The sequence below is a fragment of the Spirillospora sp. NPDC049024 genome, assembly GCF_040649235.1.
GTDB lineage: Bacteria > Actinomycetota > Actinomycetes > Streptosporangiales > Streptosporangiaceae > Spirillospora.
Genome location: NZ_JBEZFD010000009.1, coordinates 314435 through 332488, shown reverse-complemented (window position 1 = coordinate 332488; position 18054 = coordinate 314435). Strand labels below are relative to the sequence as shown.

Here is an 18054-nt window from a genome sequence, read left to right as displayed (position 1 = left end):
TCTCGCGTCGGCGTCCCCAGCCATCCGACTGCATCTCACGCCTCCCGGCCGGCCGCCCCCCCCCGCCCCCCCCCCCCCCCCCCGCCCCCCGCCCCCCCCCCCCCCCCCCCCCGCGGCCGTGTACGGAAGGACACCGCATCCCGATGCGCACCATTGACGATCTCGACGTCGCCGGCCGGCGAGTCTTGCTGCGGGCGGACCTCAACGTCCCGCTGGAGGACGGCCAGATCACCGACGACGGGCGGATCCGGGCCAGCCTGCCGACGATCGAGGCGCTGCGGGCCCGGGGCGCCAAGGTCATCGTCTGCGCCCACCTCGGCCGCCCCAAGGGGGAGGTCAAGCCCGAGTTCTCGCTCGCGCCGGTCGCCGCCCGCCTGGGCGAGCTGCTGGGCGCGGAGGTGGCGTTCGCCTCCGACGTCGTCGGCGAGTCGGCCCAGGCCGTCGCGGGCGGCCTCGCGGACGGCGGCGTCGCCCTGCTGGAGAACCTGCGCTTCGAGCCGGGCGAGACCAGCAAGGACGACGCCGAGCGCGGCGCCCTCGCCGACCGGCTGGCCGCCCTCGCCGAGGTCTACGTCGGGGACGGCTTCGGCGCCGTGCACCGCAAGCACGCGTCGGTCTACGACGTGCCGAAGCGGCTCCCGCACGCCGCGGGCGGGCTGATCGCCGCCGAGGTCGAGGTGCTGCGCAAGCTCACCGAGGACGTCGCGCGCCCCTACGCGGTCGCGCTCGGCGGGTCCAAGGTGTCCGACAAGCTCGGGGTCATCGACAACCTGCTCGGCAAGGCCGACCGCATCCTGATCGGCGGCGGCATGGTGTTCACCTTCCTCAAGGCGCAGGGCCACGAGGTCGGCAAGAGCCTCCTGGAGGAGGACCAGCTCGGCACCGTCCGCGAGTACCTGCGGCGGGCCGAGGAGTCCGGCGTCGAGTTCGTGCTGCCGGTCGACATCGTCGCGGCCGCCGCGTTCGCCGCCGACGCCGACCACGACGTGGTCCCCGCCGACGCGATCCCGGCCGACCGGCTGGGCCTGGACATCGGGCCCGAGTCCGGCAAGCTGTTCGCCTCCCGCCTCGCCGACGCCAGGACGGTGTTCTGGAACGGCCCCATGGGCGTGTTCGAGATGGAGCCCTACTCGCACGGCACCCGCGCCGTCGCGCAGGGCCTCATCGACTCCGGCGCGTTCACCGTGGTCGGCGGCGGCGACTCCGCCGCGGCCGTCCGGCGGCTCGGCTTCGACGAGGCGGCCTTCTCCCACATCTCGACCGGCGGCGGCGCCAGCCTGGAGTACCTCGAAGGCAAGACGCTGCCCGGCCTGCAAGCCCTGGAGGACTGACCGATGGCCCCCGCGACCCCGCAGACCGGCCGCAAGCCGCTCATGGCCGGCAACTGGAAGATGAACAACAACCACCTCGAGGCGATCGCGCTCGTCCAGAAGATGGCGTTCGCGCTCAAGGACGCCGACCACGACGCCGTCGACGTGGCCGTGATCCCGCCGTTCACGGCGCTGCGCTCGGTGCAGACGCTGATCGAGGCCGACAAGTACGCGATCCAGTACGGCGCGCAGGACGTCTCCCAGCACGCGTCCGGCGCCTACACCGGCGAGATCTCCGCGGCGATGCTCGCCAAGCTCGGCTGCACCTACGCCGTCGTCGGGCACTCCGAGCGGCGCCAGTACCACGCCGAGGACGACGCGGTCGTCAACGCCAAGGCCAAGGCCGCGCTCGCCGCCGACCTCACCCCGATCCTGTGCGTCGGCGAGGGCCTGGAGGTCCGCAAGGCCGGCGAGCACGTCCCGCACGTGCTCGCGCAGGTCGACGGCGGGCTGGAGAAGATCCCCGCCGACCAGGTGCGGCGCACGGTGATCGCCTACGAGCCGGTCTGGGCGATCGGCACCGGCGAGGTCGCCACCCCGCAGGACGCGCAGGAGGTCTGCGCCGCCATCCGTACGCGGCTCGCCGAGCTGTACGACGGCGGAGTGGCCGACGAGACGCGTATCCTGTACGGCGGCTCGGTCAAGGGCGGCAACGTCGCCGGGATCATGGCGCAGGCCGATGTGGACGGCGCCTTGGTCGGTGGTGCCAGCCTGGACCCGGGCGAGTTCGTCAAAATCTGCCGGTACCGGGATCTGCCGGTCTGATCAAAACTGATCAATTCCGTGTGAACCAGGGGTTCTTGCCGAACCAGCGAAGACTTCGTCGTACCCTTCGTAGCTGACGGGTAAACGCCCGGTCCGGCCCGACCCTCCGTCCTGAACTACAGACAAGGCGCTGAAGAAACGTGATCATCGCAACGTCCATCGTGCTCATCGTCACGAGCCTGCTGATGGTGGTCCTCGTCCTGATGCACAAGGGCAAGGGCGGCGGCCTGTCCGACATGTTCGGCGGCGGCGTCTCGTCGTCCCTCGGAGGGTCCTCGGTGGTCGAGCGCAACCTCGACCGGCTGACCATCGGCGTCGGCGTGGTCTGGTTCGCCGCGGTCATCGTGCTCGGACTGCTGTTCAAGCACAAGGGCGTCGGCTGAGCCGCCCGTTCAACACATGCGAGCGCCGCGCCGTCCTCGAAGGTCACGGGCGGCGGCGGAACACCAAGCGAGGAGTAATCCGTGGGTAGTGGCAACGCGATTCGGGGCAGCCGTGTCGGGGCCGGTCCGATGGGAGAGGCGGAGCGCGGCGACGCCGCCCCCCGCGTCTGGGTGACCTTCTACTGCGCCAACCGGCACGAGACCCGCCCCAGCTTCGCGACGGACGTCGCGGTGCCCGAGACCTGGGACTGCCCGCGCTGCGGGTTCCCCGCCGGCCAGGACTCCGAGAACCCCCCGGCCCCGCCGAAGACGGAGCCCTACAAGACCCACCTCGCGTACGTGAAGGAGCGGCGCAGCGACGAGGACGGCGAGGCCATCCTCGAGGAGGCGCTCGCCAAGCTCCGGCAGAAGCGCGCCGCCGTGAAGCAGGCCATGGAGGCCGCGGCCCGCTGACGCCGGCCGCACGTCTTTCCGGACCGAGGCCGCTCCCGCGGAGTCAGCAGTCGGGCGCGCAGAGGCGGCGGGCGGTGGCCTGCCCGAAGATCCGCAGGATGTCCTGCGGGGCGTGCGCGGTGTAGACGCTGCCGCCGGTCGCGTCCGCGATCCCGCGCAGTTCGGCGGTGTCCACGTCCGGGCCGAACCCGACCACGATGATCTGCACCGGCCGGGCCGGGTCGCGCTCCGCGCGCAGGGCCGCCAGCGTCGCGGGGAGCGTCGGGCCGTCCGGGTCGTCGTCGCGGCCGTCGGTGAACACCAGCACGGTGTTGACCATCTCCGGCCGGTACGTGCGGCGCATGTACCGGACGGCGGCCAGCAGCGTGTCGTACAGGCCCGTGCCGCCGTCCGGCCGCGGGCGCAGCGCCGCCAGCGCGCCGAGGATCCGCTGCCGGCGGGTCGCGGACCCGATCCGGCCTCCGAGCGGGCCCATCGGCACGTTCTCGTGCCAGTCCCGTGCGCCGTCCAGCCGCGTCGAGAAGATCCACTGGGCGAGCTCGGTGTCGTCCGGCTGGAGCGCGAGGCCCTGCCGCGACGCCTGCGCGATCGCCTGCATCCGGGTGAGGCCGGTGCCGGGCACGCGCTGCGCCATCGACCCGGACACGTCGATCAGCGACAGCATCCGCGAGGCGAGCGCCAGCCGCGCCCACGCCTGCGCGACCCGCTCGACGTCGGCCCCCTCCGGGGCGGGCAGCTCCGGCGGGCGCGCCGCCGCCACGCCGGCGGCGTCGGCGAACGCCGCGGGAGGGGCTCCGTCCGGGTCCCGGAAGCCGCGCGACCGGAACGCCTCGCGGGCGGCGCCGGACCGCAGCGCCCGCGCGAACAGCCGCGCGGCCGGATCGGCGGACGGCAGCGTGACCGGATAGTCCAGGAAGAGGGTGCCGTCGGGCGGGTAGACGGCCTCCGCCGGCTCGGACGGGTCCGCGCGGTCGTGCGCCCACACGGCCTGCTCCGACGTCACCAGGACGGGGACGCGGCCGGACTCGCGGCGGGCGAGGGCGGAGAACTGCGCCGAGGCGTCGGGCGCGACGTGCTGGCGCACGTCCCGCGCGAACGCCGCGAACGGCGCGGAGGCCTTCCCGTACCGTGCGTCGACCATGAGCAGCGACGCCAGGCCCGTGCCGGTGCGCGCCGGGTCGGCCACCGTCAGCCGGAACGACCGGGACTCCCGCGTCCCGGGCACGGCCGCGTCCAGCACCTTCCGCCACGGCCCGGCCGCGCGGCCGGCCTCGGCGCGGGGCAGCGCCGCCACCAGCGGGGAGCGGGCGAGGGACCCGGCGGCGGGCGGCGGCGCCTCCAGCAGGCGCAGCCACAGCGACGAGTCGGGGACCCACACGTCCGGGCGGCGGACGCCCGCGCCCGGCGGGATCTCGCCCGCCAGCAGCGCCCGCACGCCGGCGGGCCCCGCCGCCCGCACGGCGACCCGCACGCAGCGGCCCCGGACCCGGTGCCCCCGGCGGTTGAATCCGGCGCCCACCGCCGAGACCGCTCCGGCGATCTCGGGTGCGGCGGCGACGTCGAGCCCCCGCACGGGTCCGGAGCAGCCCGGGGTCTCCGACAGCGCGTACACCGAGGTGCCGAGCACGGCCGCGACGACCGCCCCGCTCACCGCCGCGCCCGCCGTCAACGCACGCCGGCGCCCCCGCCGGCCGCTCCCTCGATGCGCTCCGCCCACGTCCGACCTCGACTCCCGCCGACCCTGGCACCCGCACCGGCGGCGACTCGCGCGGCCGGCCTCTGTGAGCCGCCCATTGTCGGACCCACCGGTCACACCGGCATCGGCAGAATCGCCGGTCTCCCCGGCGGCGCCTCGGCGGGCCCCTCTGACCAGCGTCGATATGCGCGCGTGTATGGCGGCACGAGCGATATCCATATTGGACGCCGCGAGTGCGGCTCTGGTCTGCTGGGCGGCGTCCGCCCTCCGCCCCCGGGAAAGCAGGTGCCTCCGCATGCCGTTCGAGCAGTCCGGCTCTTCCCGGCGGGCGCTGCTGGCCGCCGCGGCCCTCCTGCCGCTGGCCGGATGCGCGGAGAGGGAACGACCGTCCGCCGCGGCGGCATCGCCGTCCGCACGGTCCCCGGACGTCTCGCCGGCCGTGCAGCCGGACGCGTCGCGGTTCGCGGCGCTCGAACGCCGGAACGGCGCCCGCCTCGGCGTGTACGCGGTGGCGACCCGGACCGGAGCCGAGGTGGCCTACCGCGCCGACGAGCGCTTCGCGTTCTGCTCCACCTTCAAGGCGCTCGCCGCGGCGGCGGTCCTGCACGGCAATCCGCTCGCCCACCTCGACGAGCGCGTCACCTACACCCGGGCCGACGTGAACTCCATCTCACCGATCACCAAGGACCGCGTCGCCACCGGCATGACGATCCGGGAGCTGTGCGACGCCGCCGTCCGCTACAGCGACGGCACGGCGGGGAACCTGCTGATGCGCGACGCCGGCGGCCCGGAAGGGCTGACCGCCTACCTGCGCGGGCTCGGCGACACCGTCAGCCGCATGGACGACTACGAACCCGAACTGAACAGGGTCCGCCCGGACGATCCCCGGGACACGACGAGCCCAAGGGCGATCGCCGCCGACTACCGTGCGATCGTCCTCGGGGACGCGCTGGAGCCGGGAAAGCGCGCCCTGGTCCGCGGCTGGCTCGAACGCAGCGCCACCGCCGTCGGGGCCGAACGCATCAAGGCCGGGCTGCCCCGGGGCTGGCGGACGGCGAGCAAGACCGGGACCGGCGACTACGGCAGGGCCAACGACATCGCCGTCGTGTGGCCTCCCCGGGGAGCTCCGCTGATGGTGGCCGTCATGACCGACCGTCCGGGGTACGACACCCCGCCCAAGAACGCCCTGATCGCGGAGGCCGCGAAGCTGGTCGTCTCCGGCCTGTCGCGGGCGGGGCTGTGACGGTCTCCGCCCCCGCGTCGGGAACCGCGCCCGCCCCCGCCCCGCCCGCTCCCGCGGCGGACCCGTCCGGGCGCCGCGTGATCGCGGCGGTCGTGGCGATCCAGCTGGCCGCGAGCCTCGGCTTCTTCTCGGTGATGGCGCACCTCGTCGCGCACCTCCGGCACGACCTGGGACTGCTGGCCGGCACGGTCGGCCTGGTCCTCGGCGTGCGGGTGGGGCTCCAGTTCGCGCTGCTCCTCCCGGTCGGCACGGTCACCGACCTGCTCGGCGCGCGCCGGACCGGGATGCTCTCCTGCGCCGTGCGCGCGCTGGGGTTCGCGATGCTCGGGTACGCCGAGGGCCTGGGCGCGCTGCTCTGCGCGGCCGTCGTCCTCGCGGTGGGCGGCGCGCTCTACAACCCCGCGGCCCACAGCCTGCTCGCGGCCGTCGGCCCCGGCGGAAGGTCCGGCGGCTTCGCCGCCTACGTCGCCCAGCACCTGGCGACCGTCGCGGGCCCGCCGATGGGCCTGCTCCTCCTGGGGACGGGGGCCGGGTTCCCCCTCCTGACGGGCACCGCCGCCGCTCTCTGGACGGTCGCGGGCGCCCTGTTCCTGGTCGTGCCCCGGTCCGGCGCGAAGCGCGCCGCCGCGGGCCTCCGCGACGTCCTCGCGGGCGTCCGGGCGGTGCTCGGCGACCGGAGGTTCCTGTACTTCGCGCTGCTGACCGCGCCGACGACGCTGCTCGCGACCCACATCATGACGGCCGCGCCCCTCCTCGGCTTCAGGCCCGCGGTGGCGACGCTGTCCTTCTCCCTCCTGGCCATGGTGGCGGCGGCGGTCCAGCCCTTCGTCGCCGTCCGGCGGCGGGGGGAGCGGCCGTGGGTGCTGCGCCTCGGCCTGCTGTGCGCCGCGGCGGCGTTCTTCGTGCTCGCGGCGCTGGACGGCACGCAGGCCGGCCCGCTGATGGCCGCGGCCGTCCTCAACGGGGTGGCGAACGGCCTCGTCCAGCCGGCGGTCTTCCAGCGCACCGCGCGGCACGCCCCGGTGGAGCGCTTCGGCTCGTACTACGGCGTCCTGGCGTTCTGCGCCGGCATGTTCTCCTTCGCGGGCGACCTGGTGATCGGCCGCCTCTTCGACCTGGGACCGGCGGGCGCGGTCTGGGCCCTCGCCGGGGTCGGCGCCTGCGCGCTCGTGGCCGTGGCGGGCACGGCCCGGGTCGAATAATCTTCGGGGAACGGGACACAAGGGCGCGGTTCCCGCGCGGGAGTTCGGTGTCCGCCGGGCAGTTCGGAGGAACCTCATGGACGCGGTCGACCAGGCGATCCTGCGGCGCCTGCAGCGGGACGGGCGGCAGACCAACCGCGAACTGGCCGAGGCGGTGGGGATCGCGCCGTCCACGGCCCTGGAGCGGACGCGGGCGCTGCGCGCGCGGGGCGTCATCACCGGGTTCCACGCGGCGGCCGACCTGGAGCGGCTGGGGCGCGGGGTGCAGGCCCTGATCTCCATCAGGATCCGGCCCCAGTCGCGCGAGGCCATCGAGTCCGCCCGCGACAGCATGGCCTCGATGCCCGAGACGATCGGGGTCTTCGTGGTGACCGGGAACGAGGACCTGCTCGTCCACGTGGCCGTGCCGAGCACCGCCTACCTCCGCGACTTCGTCCTCGACCGGCTGGCGCGCCGCAAGGAGTACGTGGACGTCCGCACCATCGTCGTGTACGACTACGTCCAGCCGGTGGAGCAGTCCGAACTTCCGTCGGCGCACCGGCCGGAAGGGCGAACGGCCTACACCTGACGGGCAGCGTTCTCCCGTGTGGTCGAAGGATTGACGGGTCCACGCTTCTGAGTCGAATGAACGACGGCTGCACGCGCCATCTCCCGCACGTTCGCCTAGCTTCGGCGGCATGGAGCGACGAAACCATTCATCCGGCGCGCTGCTGGTGCTCGCCGCCGGTGTGCTCTGGGGGACGGTCGGGCCGGCGCAGGTGCTGGCCGGGCCGTCCGCGAGCCCGGTCGCGGTCGGCGGCGCCCGGATCCTCTCGGGCGGGCTCGTGCTCGCCGTCCTCGTCCTCGCGGCGGACCGCCGGGCGTTCCGCGCGCTGACCCGGCCGGCCTGGGCGCCGATCGCGGCGGCCTCCGCCGCGACCGGCACCTTCCAGGCGTCGTTCTTCAGCGCGGTCGACCGGACGGGCGCCGCCGTCGCGACCGCCGTGGTCTTCGGGCTCGCGTCCGTCTCGACCGGTCTCTGCGAACGGCTCGTCCTGCGGGCCGGGCTCAGCCGCCGCTGGTGGGCCGGGACGGCCTGCGCGGTCGGCGGCGTGGCCCTGCTGATGGTGCCGGGGCAGGCCGTCCACGCCGACCCCTCCGGGATCGCGCTGAGCCTCGTCGGCGGGACGTGCTTCGGCGTCTACACGGTGTCGGCCAAGGTCCTGACGGGCCGCGGCGCGGGGACGTCCGGCATGGGGATGGCGGCCGCGGTGTCGGTGACGCTGCTCGCCGGGGGAGCGGCCCTGCTGCCCTGGACGCTGCCGGAGCTGCCGGCGCTCGCCGCGCCGCGCTCGGCCGCGCTGGTGGCCTGGCTCGGGCTCGCCGCCACCGCCGCCGCGTACATGTTCTTCGTCACCGGCCTCGGGCGGGTGGCCGCCGCGACCGCCGGGACGCTCAGCCTCGCCGAGCCGCTCGTCGCCACCGGCCTCGCCGTCGCCGTCCTCGGCGAGCGGATGCCGCCGCCCGTCGCGGCCGGGTCGCTGCTGCTGATGGGCGGTCTGTTCCTGGTCTCGGTGCCCGAGCGCGCTCGGCGCGGGCGCGCGGCGGCCCGGTATGATGGCGCCCACGCGACTGGCGCAGTCAAGGTGGAGACGACCACCGGGGAGCGAAAGTAGTCCGCACACCGCGCGCCTGGGTGTACGGGTCCCCTTCGCCGGGGCGCCCGAAGCCCTGGCGCGAACAGCGCGGAGGCTCACGATGCACGAACCGGCCGTACCCCATCTGCAGGGCCAGGACCCCGAGATCGCGGAGCTGGTGGAGGCCGAGGCCCGGCGCCAGTACGAGAAGATCCGGCTGATCGCCTCGGAGAACTACGTGTCGGAGGCGGTGCTGGAGGCCGCGGGCACGGTCCTGACCAACAAGTACTCCGAGGGCTACGCGGGCAAGCGCTACTACGAGGGCCAGCAGAACGTCGACCCCGTCGAGCTGCTCGCCATCGAGCGGGCGAAGGGCGTGTTCGGCGTCGAGCACGCCAACGTCCAGCCCTACTCGGGCTCGCCCGCCAACCTCGCGGTCTACATGGCGTTCCTGGAGCCGGGCGACGCGGTCATGGGCCTGTCGCTGCCGATGGGCGGCCACCTCACGCACGGCTGGTCGGTGTCGGCCACCGGCAAGTGGTTCCGGCCCGTCCGCTACGACGTGCGGGCCGACACCGGCCGGATCGACATGGACCAGGTGCGCGACCTCGCGCTCAAGGAGCGGCCGAAGCTGATCTGGTGCGGCGGCACCGCGATCCCGCGCACGATCGACTTCCCGGCGTTCGCCGAGATCGCCCGGGAGGCCGGCGCGGTGCTGGCCGCCGACATCGCGCACATCGCGGGCCTGGTCGCCGGCGGCGCGCACCCGTCCCCGGTCGGGCACGCGGACGTCATCACCACGACCACGCACAAGACGCTGCGCGGCCCGCGCGGCGCCATGATCATGTCGACTGCGGAGCACGCGAAGGCGGTCGACAAGGCCGTCTTCCCCGGCCTGCAGGGCGGGCCGCACAACCACACGACGGCCGCGATCGCCGTCGCGCTGAAGGAGGCGGCGCGGCCGGACTTCGCCGGGTACGCCCGGCAGGTCGTCGCCAACGCCAAGGTGCTGGCCGCCGCGCTGCTGGACCGCGGCTACGACCTGATCTCCGGCGGCACCGACAACCACCTCATCCTCATCGACCTGACGACCAAGGGCGTGGCGGGCAAGCCCGCCGCGCAGGCGCTCGACCGCGCCGGCATCGAGCTCAACTACAACGCCGTCCCCTTCGACCCGCGCAAGCCGTTCGACCCGTCGGGGCTGCGGCTCGGCACCGCCGCGATCACCACCCGGGGGCTCGGCGAGGAGCACATGCCTCAGGTCGCGGCGTGGATCGACGAGGTCGTCCAGGCCGCCGCCAAGGAGGACGAGACGGTCCTGGACCGGGTCGCCGGGCAGGTCCGCGAGCTGCTCGCCGCCTACCCGATGCCGGGCTGGCGGTCCGCGCCCTGACGCTCAGCGCGGGCGCAGCAGCGTGATCATGCGCCAGGCCTCGGGGTCGGCGAGGGGCACCGCGTCCTCGCCGGCCCCGAAGTCGCCGTACTGCGCCGCCACCTCCAGACCGCCCGCGAGGCGGATCGCGGCGTCCAGCTCGGTGGCCGTCCAGAACCGGTAGGGCACGACGTCGCGGACGACCCGCGACTCCGCGCCCTCCCCGGTGATGGTCATCGTGACGTGGTCGTCGGCGATCTGGGTGACCGGGTCCAGCCGGTCGGACGGCTCGCCCCAGCGCACGCTCGCCCGCACGCCGTCCCGCTCGACCGTCCACCCGGTGCTGACGCTCGGGTCGCCGCCCAGCCGGTCGCGGGGATGCGACATCTCGATGACGTAGAGGCCGCCGGGGGACAGGTGCGCGGCGGCGCGGCGCAGGTGCGCCACGAACGCGTCCAGCGTCATGAGGTGGGACGTGGAGTCCAGCATGGTCGCGATGAGGTCGAACCGGCGCCCCAGCGCGAACCGCGTCATGTCGCCCTCGACGACCTCCAGCCCGACGCCGGCCTTCGCGGCCTCGCGGGCGGCGTAGGCGCACATCCGCGGGTTGAGGTCGAGCGCCGTCGCCGCCAGGCCGCGGCGGGCGAACTCGCGGGCGTGCTCGGCGGGGCCGGCGGCCAGCTCCAGCGCTGTGCGGGGGTCGAGGCCCTGCTCGGCGCACCAGCCGAGGAGCACCTCCACCTCGGCCGGCACGTCGCGGAACGAGCACGCCAGCTCGTACGCCCAGGGGTCGTCATATACGCCGCTCACCCGCCCATCCTGCCAGCGCCCCCGGCTCGGCGGGACGGCCGTCCAGGCGCAGCCTGATCTCCACGATCGCGGTGTCCTCGGTGCGCCGGGTCCGCCCGCCGAGCGAGGTCAGCAGCCGCCGCATCCGGGCGTTCTCGCTCAGCGCGGTCGCGCGCACCTCCACCAGGCCGCGGTCCCGGGCCAGCGCGAGGAGCAGCACGGCGAGGCCGCGGCCGAGCCCGCGGCCCTGCCAGGCGTCCTCGACCAGGAACGCCACCTCCGCGGCGCCCGGATCGCGGACGAGGACCAGGTGCGCGAGCGCCAGCAGCGACCCGTCCGGGCCCTCGGCGACCAGCGTCATGCCGCGCGAGGGATCGCAGAACCGCTCGAACGCCCGCCGCGGCGGATACGGCTTGGGGCTGAAGTAGCGCATCCGGCGGCTGTCGAGGGAGCAGCGCTCGTGCAGCGCCCGCACGGCGTCCGCGTCGCGCCGCTCGATCGGCCGGACGACCACCTGCGTGCCGTCGCGCAGCGCGATCCGCCGGGACGCGCAGGGACGCGGCACGGTGGGGAGCGCGGCGCGAACCAGCGCGTCCGCCCGCGCCGCCTCGGTCGCGGTGAACGGCAGGCCCACGCGGCGGAGCCGGACCGAGCGGCCGCGCACCGGAACGAGGAGGTCGCACCGGTCGGGCTTCCCGTCCTCGCCGTCCGGCGCGCTCCAGCGGGCGTCGTCGGCGCGCAGCAGCTCCCCGAGGATCTCGGGCACCGCGTGCGGTTCGGCGCGGAGGCGCGACGCCAGGACGAGGACGCGGGTCGGCTCGTCCACCAGCTCGTGGGGGCGGGCGGGCAGGACGGCGGTCCGGGTCCCGCCCGCCGCGCCCAGCGCCTCGGCGAGGGCGCGCGCGTCCGGGCCGCCGGGCGGGACGTCGACGACGAACTCGTCCACCACCCCGCCGGAGTCGAGCTGGACGGACAGCCCGAGGATGTTGGCGCCGCGCCGGGCCAGCGCGGCCGTGAGGGAGGCGAGGCGGCCGGGCCGGTCCTCGATCTCGGTGCGGATGCGGAGCAGCGGCATGGGACGTTCCCTCCGGGGCCCGGGCGCCCCGCTCGTGTCCGGTGCGGTCGCGGACCAGGCTCGCCGACGCGTGTTACGCGGCCGCTACGTCATCGTGTGCCAGGGGTTTCACATTTCGGACGGGGGTTGAGCCGCCCGCCCCGAGCGCCTAGCGTGCGGGGAGTGATCGACCCCGTGAGCGGTGAGCACGTCAACGACCGACCGCGGCGCGGCCCGTCCCCGACGCGGCTCCCGCTGCTCCTCCCCGGTTCGCTCAGCGACGAGCAGCGGGCCGTCTACGAGGCGGTGACGGGCGGGCCCCGCGCCGGCGACCGCAACCCGCCCTTCGCCCTGGCCGACGACATCGGGCGGCTCCAGGGCCCGTTCAACGCGATGCTCTACAGCCCTCCCGTCGGCCTGCCGCTCCAGGACCTCGGCGCGGCGCTGCGCTTCCGCACCGGGTTCACCAAGCGCGAGCGGGAGATCGCGACGCTCGTCGTGGCCGCGCACCTGCGCTCCGACTTCGAGTGGTACGCCCACGAGCGCATCGGGCGCCGGCAGGGGCTCGCCGACGAGGAGATGGACGCGCTGCGCGAGGGCCGGGCGCCGATGCTCGCCGACGTCCGCGAGCGCGTCGTGCACGAGGCGGCGCGGCAGCTCGTGGCCGAGGGCGACCTCGCCGACGCCGTGTACACCGAGGCGGTGGCGACGCTCGGCCGCACCGCCCTGGTCGAGCTGGTCGCGCTCGTCGGCTACTACCAGGCGCTCGCGCTGCAGCTGCGCGTGTTCCGGGTCGGGGTCCCGGACGGCGAGGCCGCGCCCGAGTGGCCCCCTTCGGGGGACGGGGATGAGTGAGGTCCTGCGCACGGTGCGGCTGGCCCTGCACCCGGTGTCGATGCGCGACCACGGCGCCCTGCTGACGCACTGGACGGGCCCCCTCGTCCGCCGGCACCTGTTCGACGACCGGGTGGTCACCCCCGTGCAGGTCAGCGAGATCATCGAGGCCAGCGAGCGGGACTTCGCGACCGAGGGCTACGGGCTGTGGGCGCTGCGCCCCGCGCCCTGGTCCCCGGGCGCCGGCGCGGCGGCGCCGGGCGACCCGCTGGTCGGCGTGGCCGGGCTCAGCCACCACGAGGGGCCGCTCGGCCACGGCGTGGACGTCGAGATCCTCTACAGCCTGGAGCCCGACCACTGGGGCCGGGGGCTGGCCGCCGAGGCGTCCCGGGCCGTCCTGGACTACGCGTTCGGGGTGGTCGGCGTGCGCCGGATCACCGCCGAGATCGACACGGCCAACCCCGCGTCGTCGGAGATCGCGCTGCAGCTCGGGATGCGCCGGTGGCGGGACGGCCCGAGCGGCCCCGACGGCGCCGCCTACTATGCGGCCGAACGCTCGCGCTGGATCGGATCCCGTCGAATTGTGGACGCCGTACCCTAGAATCCGTTGCCGCCTGTTGCTTTTGCTGCGGAATGCAGCAGGATGAGCGCATGAGCTCCTCCCCGGGCCGGGCGCCCCTGGCCTCCGGCTTCGCCAACGGCGGCGTCTCCTACTGGTACCGGGCGGCCGGACGCCCCGCCCCCGGTCCCCGCCTGCCCGGCCCGCGCACCGCCGACGTGTGCGTCGTCGGCGCCGGCTACACCGGGCTCTGGACGGCCTACTACCTCAAGCGCGCCCGCCCGGAACTGCGCGTCGTCGTGCTGGAGCGCGAGTTCGCGGGGTTCGGCGCGTCCGGCCGCAACGGCGGCTGGGTACTGGGGGAGATCGCGGGATCCCGGGAGCGCTACGCCGCCCGGCACGGGCGCCCCGCCGCGATCGCGCTGCAGCAGGCCATGTTCCAGGCGGTGGACGAGGTCGTCCGCGTCGCCGGAGCCGAGGAGATCGACGCCGGGCTGGTGAAGGGCGGCGTCCTGCACGTGGCCCGCAACGCCGCCCAGCGCGCCCGCCTCGCCGCCCTGGTCGGCGAGGCCCGCGAGTGGGGCTGGAGCGACGACGACCTCGTCCCGCTGCCCGCCGCCGAACGCGACGACCGGCTGCGCGTCGAGGGCGCGACCGGCGCGGCGTGGAGCCCGCACGCCGCGCGGGCGCAGCCCGCCGCGCTCGTCCGGGGCCTCGCCGGGGCGGTCCGGCGGCTCGGCGTGGAGGTCTACGAGGGCACGCCCGTCGTCCGGATCGACCCGCGCCGGGGCGCCGCCCCGGCCCGCGCCGTCACCCCGTTCGGGACCGTCACCGCCGAGTACGTCCTGCGGGGCACCGAGGGCTTCACCGCCGCGCTGCCCGGCCACCGGCGCGACTGGCTCCCGATGAACAGCTCCATGATCGTCACAACGCCGCTGCCCGCCCGGGCCTGGAAGGCGATCGGGTGGGAGCGCCGCGAACTGCTCGGCGACATGGCGCACTACTACATGTACGCGCAGCGCACCGCCGACGACCGCATCGCCTTCGGCGGCCGGGGCCGCCCCTACCGGTACGGGTCGCGCTTCGACGACGGCGGCCGGACCGAGCCGTCCACCGTGGACGCGCTCTGGCGGATGCTCACCCGGATGTTCCCCGCCGTCGCCGACGAAGGGGAGGTGGAGGTGGAGCACGCCTGGTCGGGCGTCCTCGGCGTCCCCCGCGACTGGTGCGCGACGGTGGTCCTCGACCACGAGACGGGGCTCGGCCACGCCGGCGGCTACACCGGCCACGGCGTCGCCACCGCGAACCTCGCCGGGCGCACCCTCCGCGACCTGGTCCTGCGCCGCGACACCGAGCTGACCGCGCTGCCGTGGGTGGACCGGCGCGTCCGGCGCTGGGAGCCCGAACCCCTGCGCTGGCTCGGCGTGCACGCGATGTACGCCCTCTACCGCGCCGCCGACGCCCGCGAGGCGTCCGCGCCCTCCGCGGCCACCTCGGGCCTGGCCCGCCTCGCCGACCGGATCACCGGCCATTGACGAGCCGCTGGACCTCCCCGTACGACGGCACGGCAGGGGCCTCGCCCGCCCCGGTCACCTCGAGCGCCGCGGCGACCGCCGCCCCCAGCGCCGTGCGGAAGAGCAGCGACCCGGTGCTCACCCGGTGCACGCCGAGCCGCGCGAGGCACCGGTACTCGGTCCTGCCCGGGAGGTGCAGCACGTTCAGCGGCAGGTCCGTGGCGTCCAGCACGGCCCGGATGTCGGCGTCGTCCGCGATCCCCGGGACGAAGAGTCCGTCCGCTCCGGCCGCGGCGAACGCCCGCGCCCGCCGGAGCGTCTCGTCCAGGTCGGGGGAGCCCAGCCAGAACGTGTCGGTGCGGGCGTTCACGAACAGCCCCGGCGCGGCCTCCTTGACGGCGGCGATGACGGCCGCCTGGTGACCGGCGGGAGCGAGGGTCCCGTCGGGACGCCCGTCCTCCAGGTTGATCCCGGCGATCCCGGACGACGCGAGTTCGGCGGCCAGCGCGGCCACCTCGCCCGGGCGGGCGGAGAACCCGCCCTCGACGTCGACGGTCACCGGCACGGGCAGCCGCGCCAGCGCCCGGCCCAGCGCGAGGGTCTCGGCGCGCGTGCCGCCGGCCGCGTCGGCCTTCCCGGCCGCCGCGGCGACGCCGAGGCTCGTCGTCCCGATCGCCGGGAACCCGGCCTCGGCCAGCGCCGCGCCGCTCGCGAAGTCCCACGCGTTCGGCAGCACCAGCGGACCGTCGCCGTGGTGCAGCCGCCTGAACCGGTCCGCCTTCTCCGCGCCTCCGAAGTCCATGCCTAGAACCTACGGGCGGGTCGTTTCGGCGCACGTCGAAGCGTTCGCCGCGCCGGCGCTCCGGCGCACCCCTAGAAGGTGCGGTAGTGCGTGCTGAGGCGGCCCTCGTCGTCCAGGACGTGGAACGCGACGCCCGGGGGAGCGTCCGTGTCGGCGATGTCGCCTTCCTGCCACGGCAGCCGGAGGGTGGACACGACGCCGGGCGCGACGAGCAGGGGCCGTCCCGCGAAGGTCGTGGCCGCCGCCGTGTGGGCGTGGCCGCACAGCAGCGCCACGACCTGCGGATGGCGCCGGACCACCTCGGCGAGGCGCTGCTCGCCGAACTGCCGGATCCCGTCGACGTAGGGGATCTGGAGCTCCACCGGCGGGTGGTGGAAGCAGACGAACGCCGGCGCGTCCGGAGCCGCGGCGAGCCGCCGGTCGAGCCACCCGATCGTCTCGTCGTCGAGGTGCCCGTGGTCCTCGCCGGGGACGGTCGAGTCGCACATCAGGAACGTGGCCCCGCCGACCTCGTGGACGCGGTTGACCGGGCCGCCGTCCGGCGGCTCGTCCAGCAGGACCTCCCGGTAGGGACCGCGCACGTCGTGGTTGCCGGGGCAGGTGAGCACCGGATGCGGCGACGCCAGCACCTTGCGGGCCTGCTCGTACTCGGCGGGCTCGCCGTGGTCGGCGACGTCCCCGGTGACGAGCACGGCGTCGAGCGGCACGCCGTTCAGGTGGTCCATGACGCGTGCCGCGCGTTCGGCGCGCTGGGCGCCGCCGTCCAGATGGGTGTCGCTGAGCTGCGCGAAAACAATCATGCCGCGAATCTAGGGGCCGACCGGACCAGGATTAAGATCCAGTTCCATGCGCGGAGACTGGACCGGTTCGGTCGATCTGCATCTGGACGTCGACTCCTCCGGGGGCCGCCGGGCAGGCCTCGAACGCGCCCTCCGCGAGGCCATCAGGTCGCGGCGGCTGGCTCCCGGCGACGTCGTCCCGTCGACCCGCGCGCTGGCCGCCGAGCTGGGCGTGGCGCGCGGGACGGTCACCGCCGCCTACGACCAGCTCACGGCCGAGGGCTACCTCACGGCCGTCCCCGGCTCCCGCACGCGGGTCGCGGCAGGCCCCGCGGCCGGGCCCGCCGGACCCGGACCGGCGCCCGCGGAACCGGCGCCCGCCAGGACACCGGTACATGACCTGCTGCCCGGACGGCCCGACCTGAGCACGTTCCCGTCCGCGGCGTGGCTGCGCTCGACGCGCCGCGTGCTGGCGTCCGCCCCGCCCGACGCGCACGCGCTCGGCGACCCGCGCGGACGCCCCGAACTGCGCGAGGCGCTGGCCGGATACCTCGGCCGGGCCCGGGGCGTGCACGCCGACCCGGCCCGGATCGTGGTCACGTCCGGCTACGCCCAGTCCCTCGGCCTCCTGGCCGCCGTCCTGCGGGACCTCGGGACGGCGGCGGTCGGAATGGAGGAGCCGGGGCACTTCTTCCACCGCGAGATCGTCCGGCACGCCGGGCTCGGCGTCGTCCCCCTGCCGGTGGACGACCGGGGCGCGCGCCCGGACTCGCTCGACCGGGTGGGCGCGGCCGTGCTCACCCCCGCCCACCAGTACCCGACCGGGGCGACCCTCCGCCCGGACCGCCGCCTGGCCTTCGCCGCCTGGGCCCGCGACACGGGCGGGCCCATCGTCGAGGACGACTACGACGGCGAGTTCCGCTACGACCGCCAGCCGGTCGGGGCGTTGCAGGGGACGGCGCCCGACCACGTCGTCTACGGCGGAACCGCGTCCAAGACCCTCGCCCCGGCGCTGCGCCTGGCCTGGCTGGTCCTGCCCGAGCGCCTGGTCGAGCCCTTCGCCGAGGCCAAACGCCTCGCCGACGCCCACACCCAGTCGCTCGCCCAGCTCACACTGGCCGACCTCATCGACACCCACGCCTACGACCGGCACGTCCGCGCCGCCCGCCTGCGCTACCGGCGCCGCCGCGACCTGCTGGTCGCCGCGCTCCGCGAACGCGTCCCGCACGTCCGGGTCCAGGGGGTCGCCGCCGGGCTGCACGCCCTCGTCCTGCTCCCGGACGGGCAGGGTGAGGGCGAGGCCGTGCGCCGCGCCGCGTTCCACGACCTCGCCCTCATGCCTCTCCGCGACCACTGGCAGGAGCCGGACGGCCGCCCGCAGGGCCTCATCGTCGGCTACAGCACCCCGGTCGGCGCCGCCTACCCCGCCGCCCTGGACGCCCTCTGCGCCGTACTCGCCCGGCCGTGACCCGCCCGCTCACGCGACCTCCTCGTCGATGCTCCCGGACGGAAGGGTGATGACTTCACGAGCCTCCATTCCCGAACGCGATGGCCTGATTGCTCACCGTGAAGCGGCGGCCTCCTTGCGTCACCGCGACCCACTTCTGCCGAAGGCGTCACCTT

17 protein-coding genes, 1 pseudogene and 1 riboswitch are annotated in these 18054 nt (G+C 75.4%); of the genes and pseudogenes, 13 read left to right on the top strand and 5 right to left on the bottom strand.

Annotation, left to right across the window (positions count from 1 at the left end):
* The first annotated feature begins 143 nt into the window (after window positions 1-143).
* From AB0C21_RS19590 to AB0C21_RS19575, 4 genes are all read left to right on the top strand, one after another.
* The gene (locus AB0C21_RS19590; RefSeq protein ID WP_500205768.1) at window positions 144-1331 is read left to right on the top strand and encodes a phosphoglycerate kinase; all 1188 of its coding nucleotides are present in this window, start codon (window positions 144-146) and stop codon (window positions 1329-1331) included.
* 3 nt (window positions 1332-1334) lie between these two features.
* Entirely contained in the window at window positions 1335-2135 is an 801-nt protein-coding gene (gene tpiA / locus AB0C21_RS19585) for a triose-phosphate isomerase (protein ID WP_500205766.1), read from the top strand.
* 140 nt (window positions 2136-2275) lie between these two features.
* Complete coding sequence (gene secG, locus AB0C21_RS19580; protein ID WP_149258132.1) at window positions 2276-2518, top strand: preprotein translocase subunit SecG; 243 nt, start codon at window positions 2276-2278, stop codon at window positions 2516-2518.
* Window positions 2519-2599: 81 nt separating this feature from the next.
* Window positions 2600-2971 (top strand): RNA polymerase-binding protein RbpA, encoded by a 372-nt coding sequence (locus AB0C21_RS19575; protein ID WP_149258133.1) that lies wholly within the window; start codon window positions 2600-2602, stop codon window positions 2969-2971.
* Between the two features lie 43 nt (window positions 2972-3014).
* Here the strand turns inward: AB0C21_RS19575 and AB0C21_RS19570 are convergent, their stop codons facing one another.
* Entirely contained in the window at window positions 3015-4622 is a 1608-nt protein-coding gene (locus AB0C21_RS19570) for a substrate-binding and VWA domain-containing protein (protein ID WP_500205765.1), read from the bottom strand.
* 340 nt (window positions 4623-4962) lie between these two features.
* Here AB0C21_RS19570 and bla point away from each other — a divergent pair, with 340 nt between their 5' ends.
* The 5 genes and pseudogenes from bla to glyA all read left to right on the top strand — a co-directional run bounded on the left by bla (window position 4963) and on the right by glyA (window position 10121).
* Window positions 4963-5910, top strand: a complete 948-nt coding sequence (gene bla, locus AB0C21_RS19565) for a class A beta-lactamase (protein WP_500205763.1) — start codon at window positions 4963-4965, stop codon at window positions 5908-5910.
* Entirely contained in the window at window positions 5907-7112 is a 1206-nt protein-coding gene (locus tag AB0C21_RS19560; protein ID WP_500205761.1) for an MFS transporter, read from the top strand. The genes bla and AB0C21_RS19560 overlap by 4 nt, the downstream gene beginning before the upstream one ends.
* Window positions 7113-7188: 76 nt before the next feature.
* Complete coding sequence (locus AB0C21_RS19555; protein WP_149258136.1) at window positions 7189-7680, top strand: Lrp/AsnC family transcriptional regulator; 492 nt, start codon at window positions 7189-7191, stop codon at window positions 7678-7680.
* Window positions 7681-7789: 109 nt separating this feature from the next.
* A pseudogene (locus AB0C21_RS19550) lies at window positions 7790-8605 on the top strand (DMT family transporter); the annotation flags it as partial.
* 104 nt (window positions 8606-8709) lie between these two features.
* Window positions 8710-8796: riboswitch (ZMP/ZTP riboswitch) on the top strand.
* A gap of 53 nt (window positions 8797-8849) precedes the next feature.
* Window positions 8850-10121 (top strand): serine hydroxymethyltransferase, encoded by a 1272-nt coding sequence (glyA, locus tag AB0C21_RS19545; RefSeq protein ID WP_500205760.1) that lies wholly within the window; start codon window positions 8850-8852, stop codon window positions 10119-10121.
* 3 nt (window positions 10122-10124) lie between these two features.
* Here the strand turns inward: glyA and AB0C21_RS19540 are convergent, their stop codons facing one another.
* Both AB0C21_RS19540 and AB0C21_RS19535 read right to left on the bottom strand, forming a co-directional pair.
* Window positions 10125-10910 (bottom strand): class I SAM-dependent methyltransferase, encoded by a 786-nt coding sequence (locus AB0C21_RS19540; RefSeq protein ID WP_500205758.1) that lies wholly within the window; start codon window positions 10908-10910, stop codon window positions 10125-10127.
* Window positions 10894-11964 carry a GNAT family N-acetyltransferase gene (locus tag AB0C21_RS19535; RefSeq protein ID WP_500205756.1) on the bottom strand — a complete coding sequence of 357 codons (1071 nt, stop codon included), beginning with the start codon at window positions 11962-11964 and terminating at the stop codon, window positions 10894-10896. The genes AB0C21_RS19540 and AB0C21_RS19535 overlap by 17 nt, the downstream gene beginning before the upstream one ends.
* A 162-nt stretch (window positions 11965-12126) precedes the next feature.
* Here AB0C21_RS19535 and AB0C21_RS19530 point away from each other — a divergent pair, with 162 nt between their 5' ends.
* The 3 genes from AB0C21_RS19530 to AB0C21_RS19520 are packed head-to-tail and all read left to right on the top strand — an operon-like array spanning window position 12127 to window position 14871.
* Window positions 12127-12798, top strand: coding sequence for a carboxymuconolactone decarboxylase family protein (locus AB0C21_RS19530; RefSeq protein ID WP_149258141.1), 672 nt, complete (start codon window positions 12127-12129; stop codon window positions 12796-12798).
* A complete protein-coding gene (locus AB0C21_RS19525; protein ID WP_149258142.1) occupies window positions 12791-13378 on the top strand; it encodes a GNAT family N-acetyltransferase in 588 nt (195 codons plus the stop codon). Before AB0C21_RS19530 ends, AB0C21_RS19525 begins: the two co-directional genes overlap by 8 nt.
* Window positions 13379-13428: 50 nt before the next feature.
* The gene (locus AB0C21_RS19520; protein ID WP_500205753.1) at window positions 13429-14871 is read left to right on the top strand and encodes an NAD(P)/FAD-dependent oxidoreductase; all 1443 of its coding nucleotides are present in this window, start codon (window positions 13429-13431) and stop codon (window positions 14869-14871) included.
* Here the strand turns inward: AB0C21_RS19520 and AB0C21_RS19515 are convergent.
* Both AB0C21_RS19515 and AB0C21_RS19510 read right to left on the bottom strand, forming a co-directional pair.
* Complete coding sequence (locus tag AB0C21_RS19515; protein WP_500205752.1) at window positions 14858-15652, bottom strand: isocitrate lyase/PEP mutase family protein; 795 nt, start codon at window positions 15650-15652, stop codon at window positions 14858-14860. The two genes, AB0C21_RS19520 and AB0C21_RS19515, sit on opposite strands and share 14 nt — an antisense overlap.
* A 71-nt stretch (window positions 15653-15723) precedes the next feature.
* A complete protein-coding gene (locus tag AB0C21_RS19510; protein WP_500205750.1) occupies window positions 15724-16452 on the bottom strand; it encodes a phosphodiesterase in 729 nt (242 codons plus the stop codon).
* A 46-nt stretch (window positions 16453-16498) separates the two neighbouring features.
* On the opposite strand from AB0C21_RS19510, the gene pdxR reads away from it, so the two are divergent.
* A complete protein-coding gene (pdxR, locus tag AB0C21_RS19505) occupies window positions 16499-17899 on the top strand; it encodes a MocR-like pyridoxine biosynthesis transcription factor PdxR (protein ID WP_500205749.1) in 1401 nt (466 codons plus the stop codon).
* Window positions 17900-18054 lie beyond the last annotated feature (155 nt).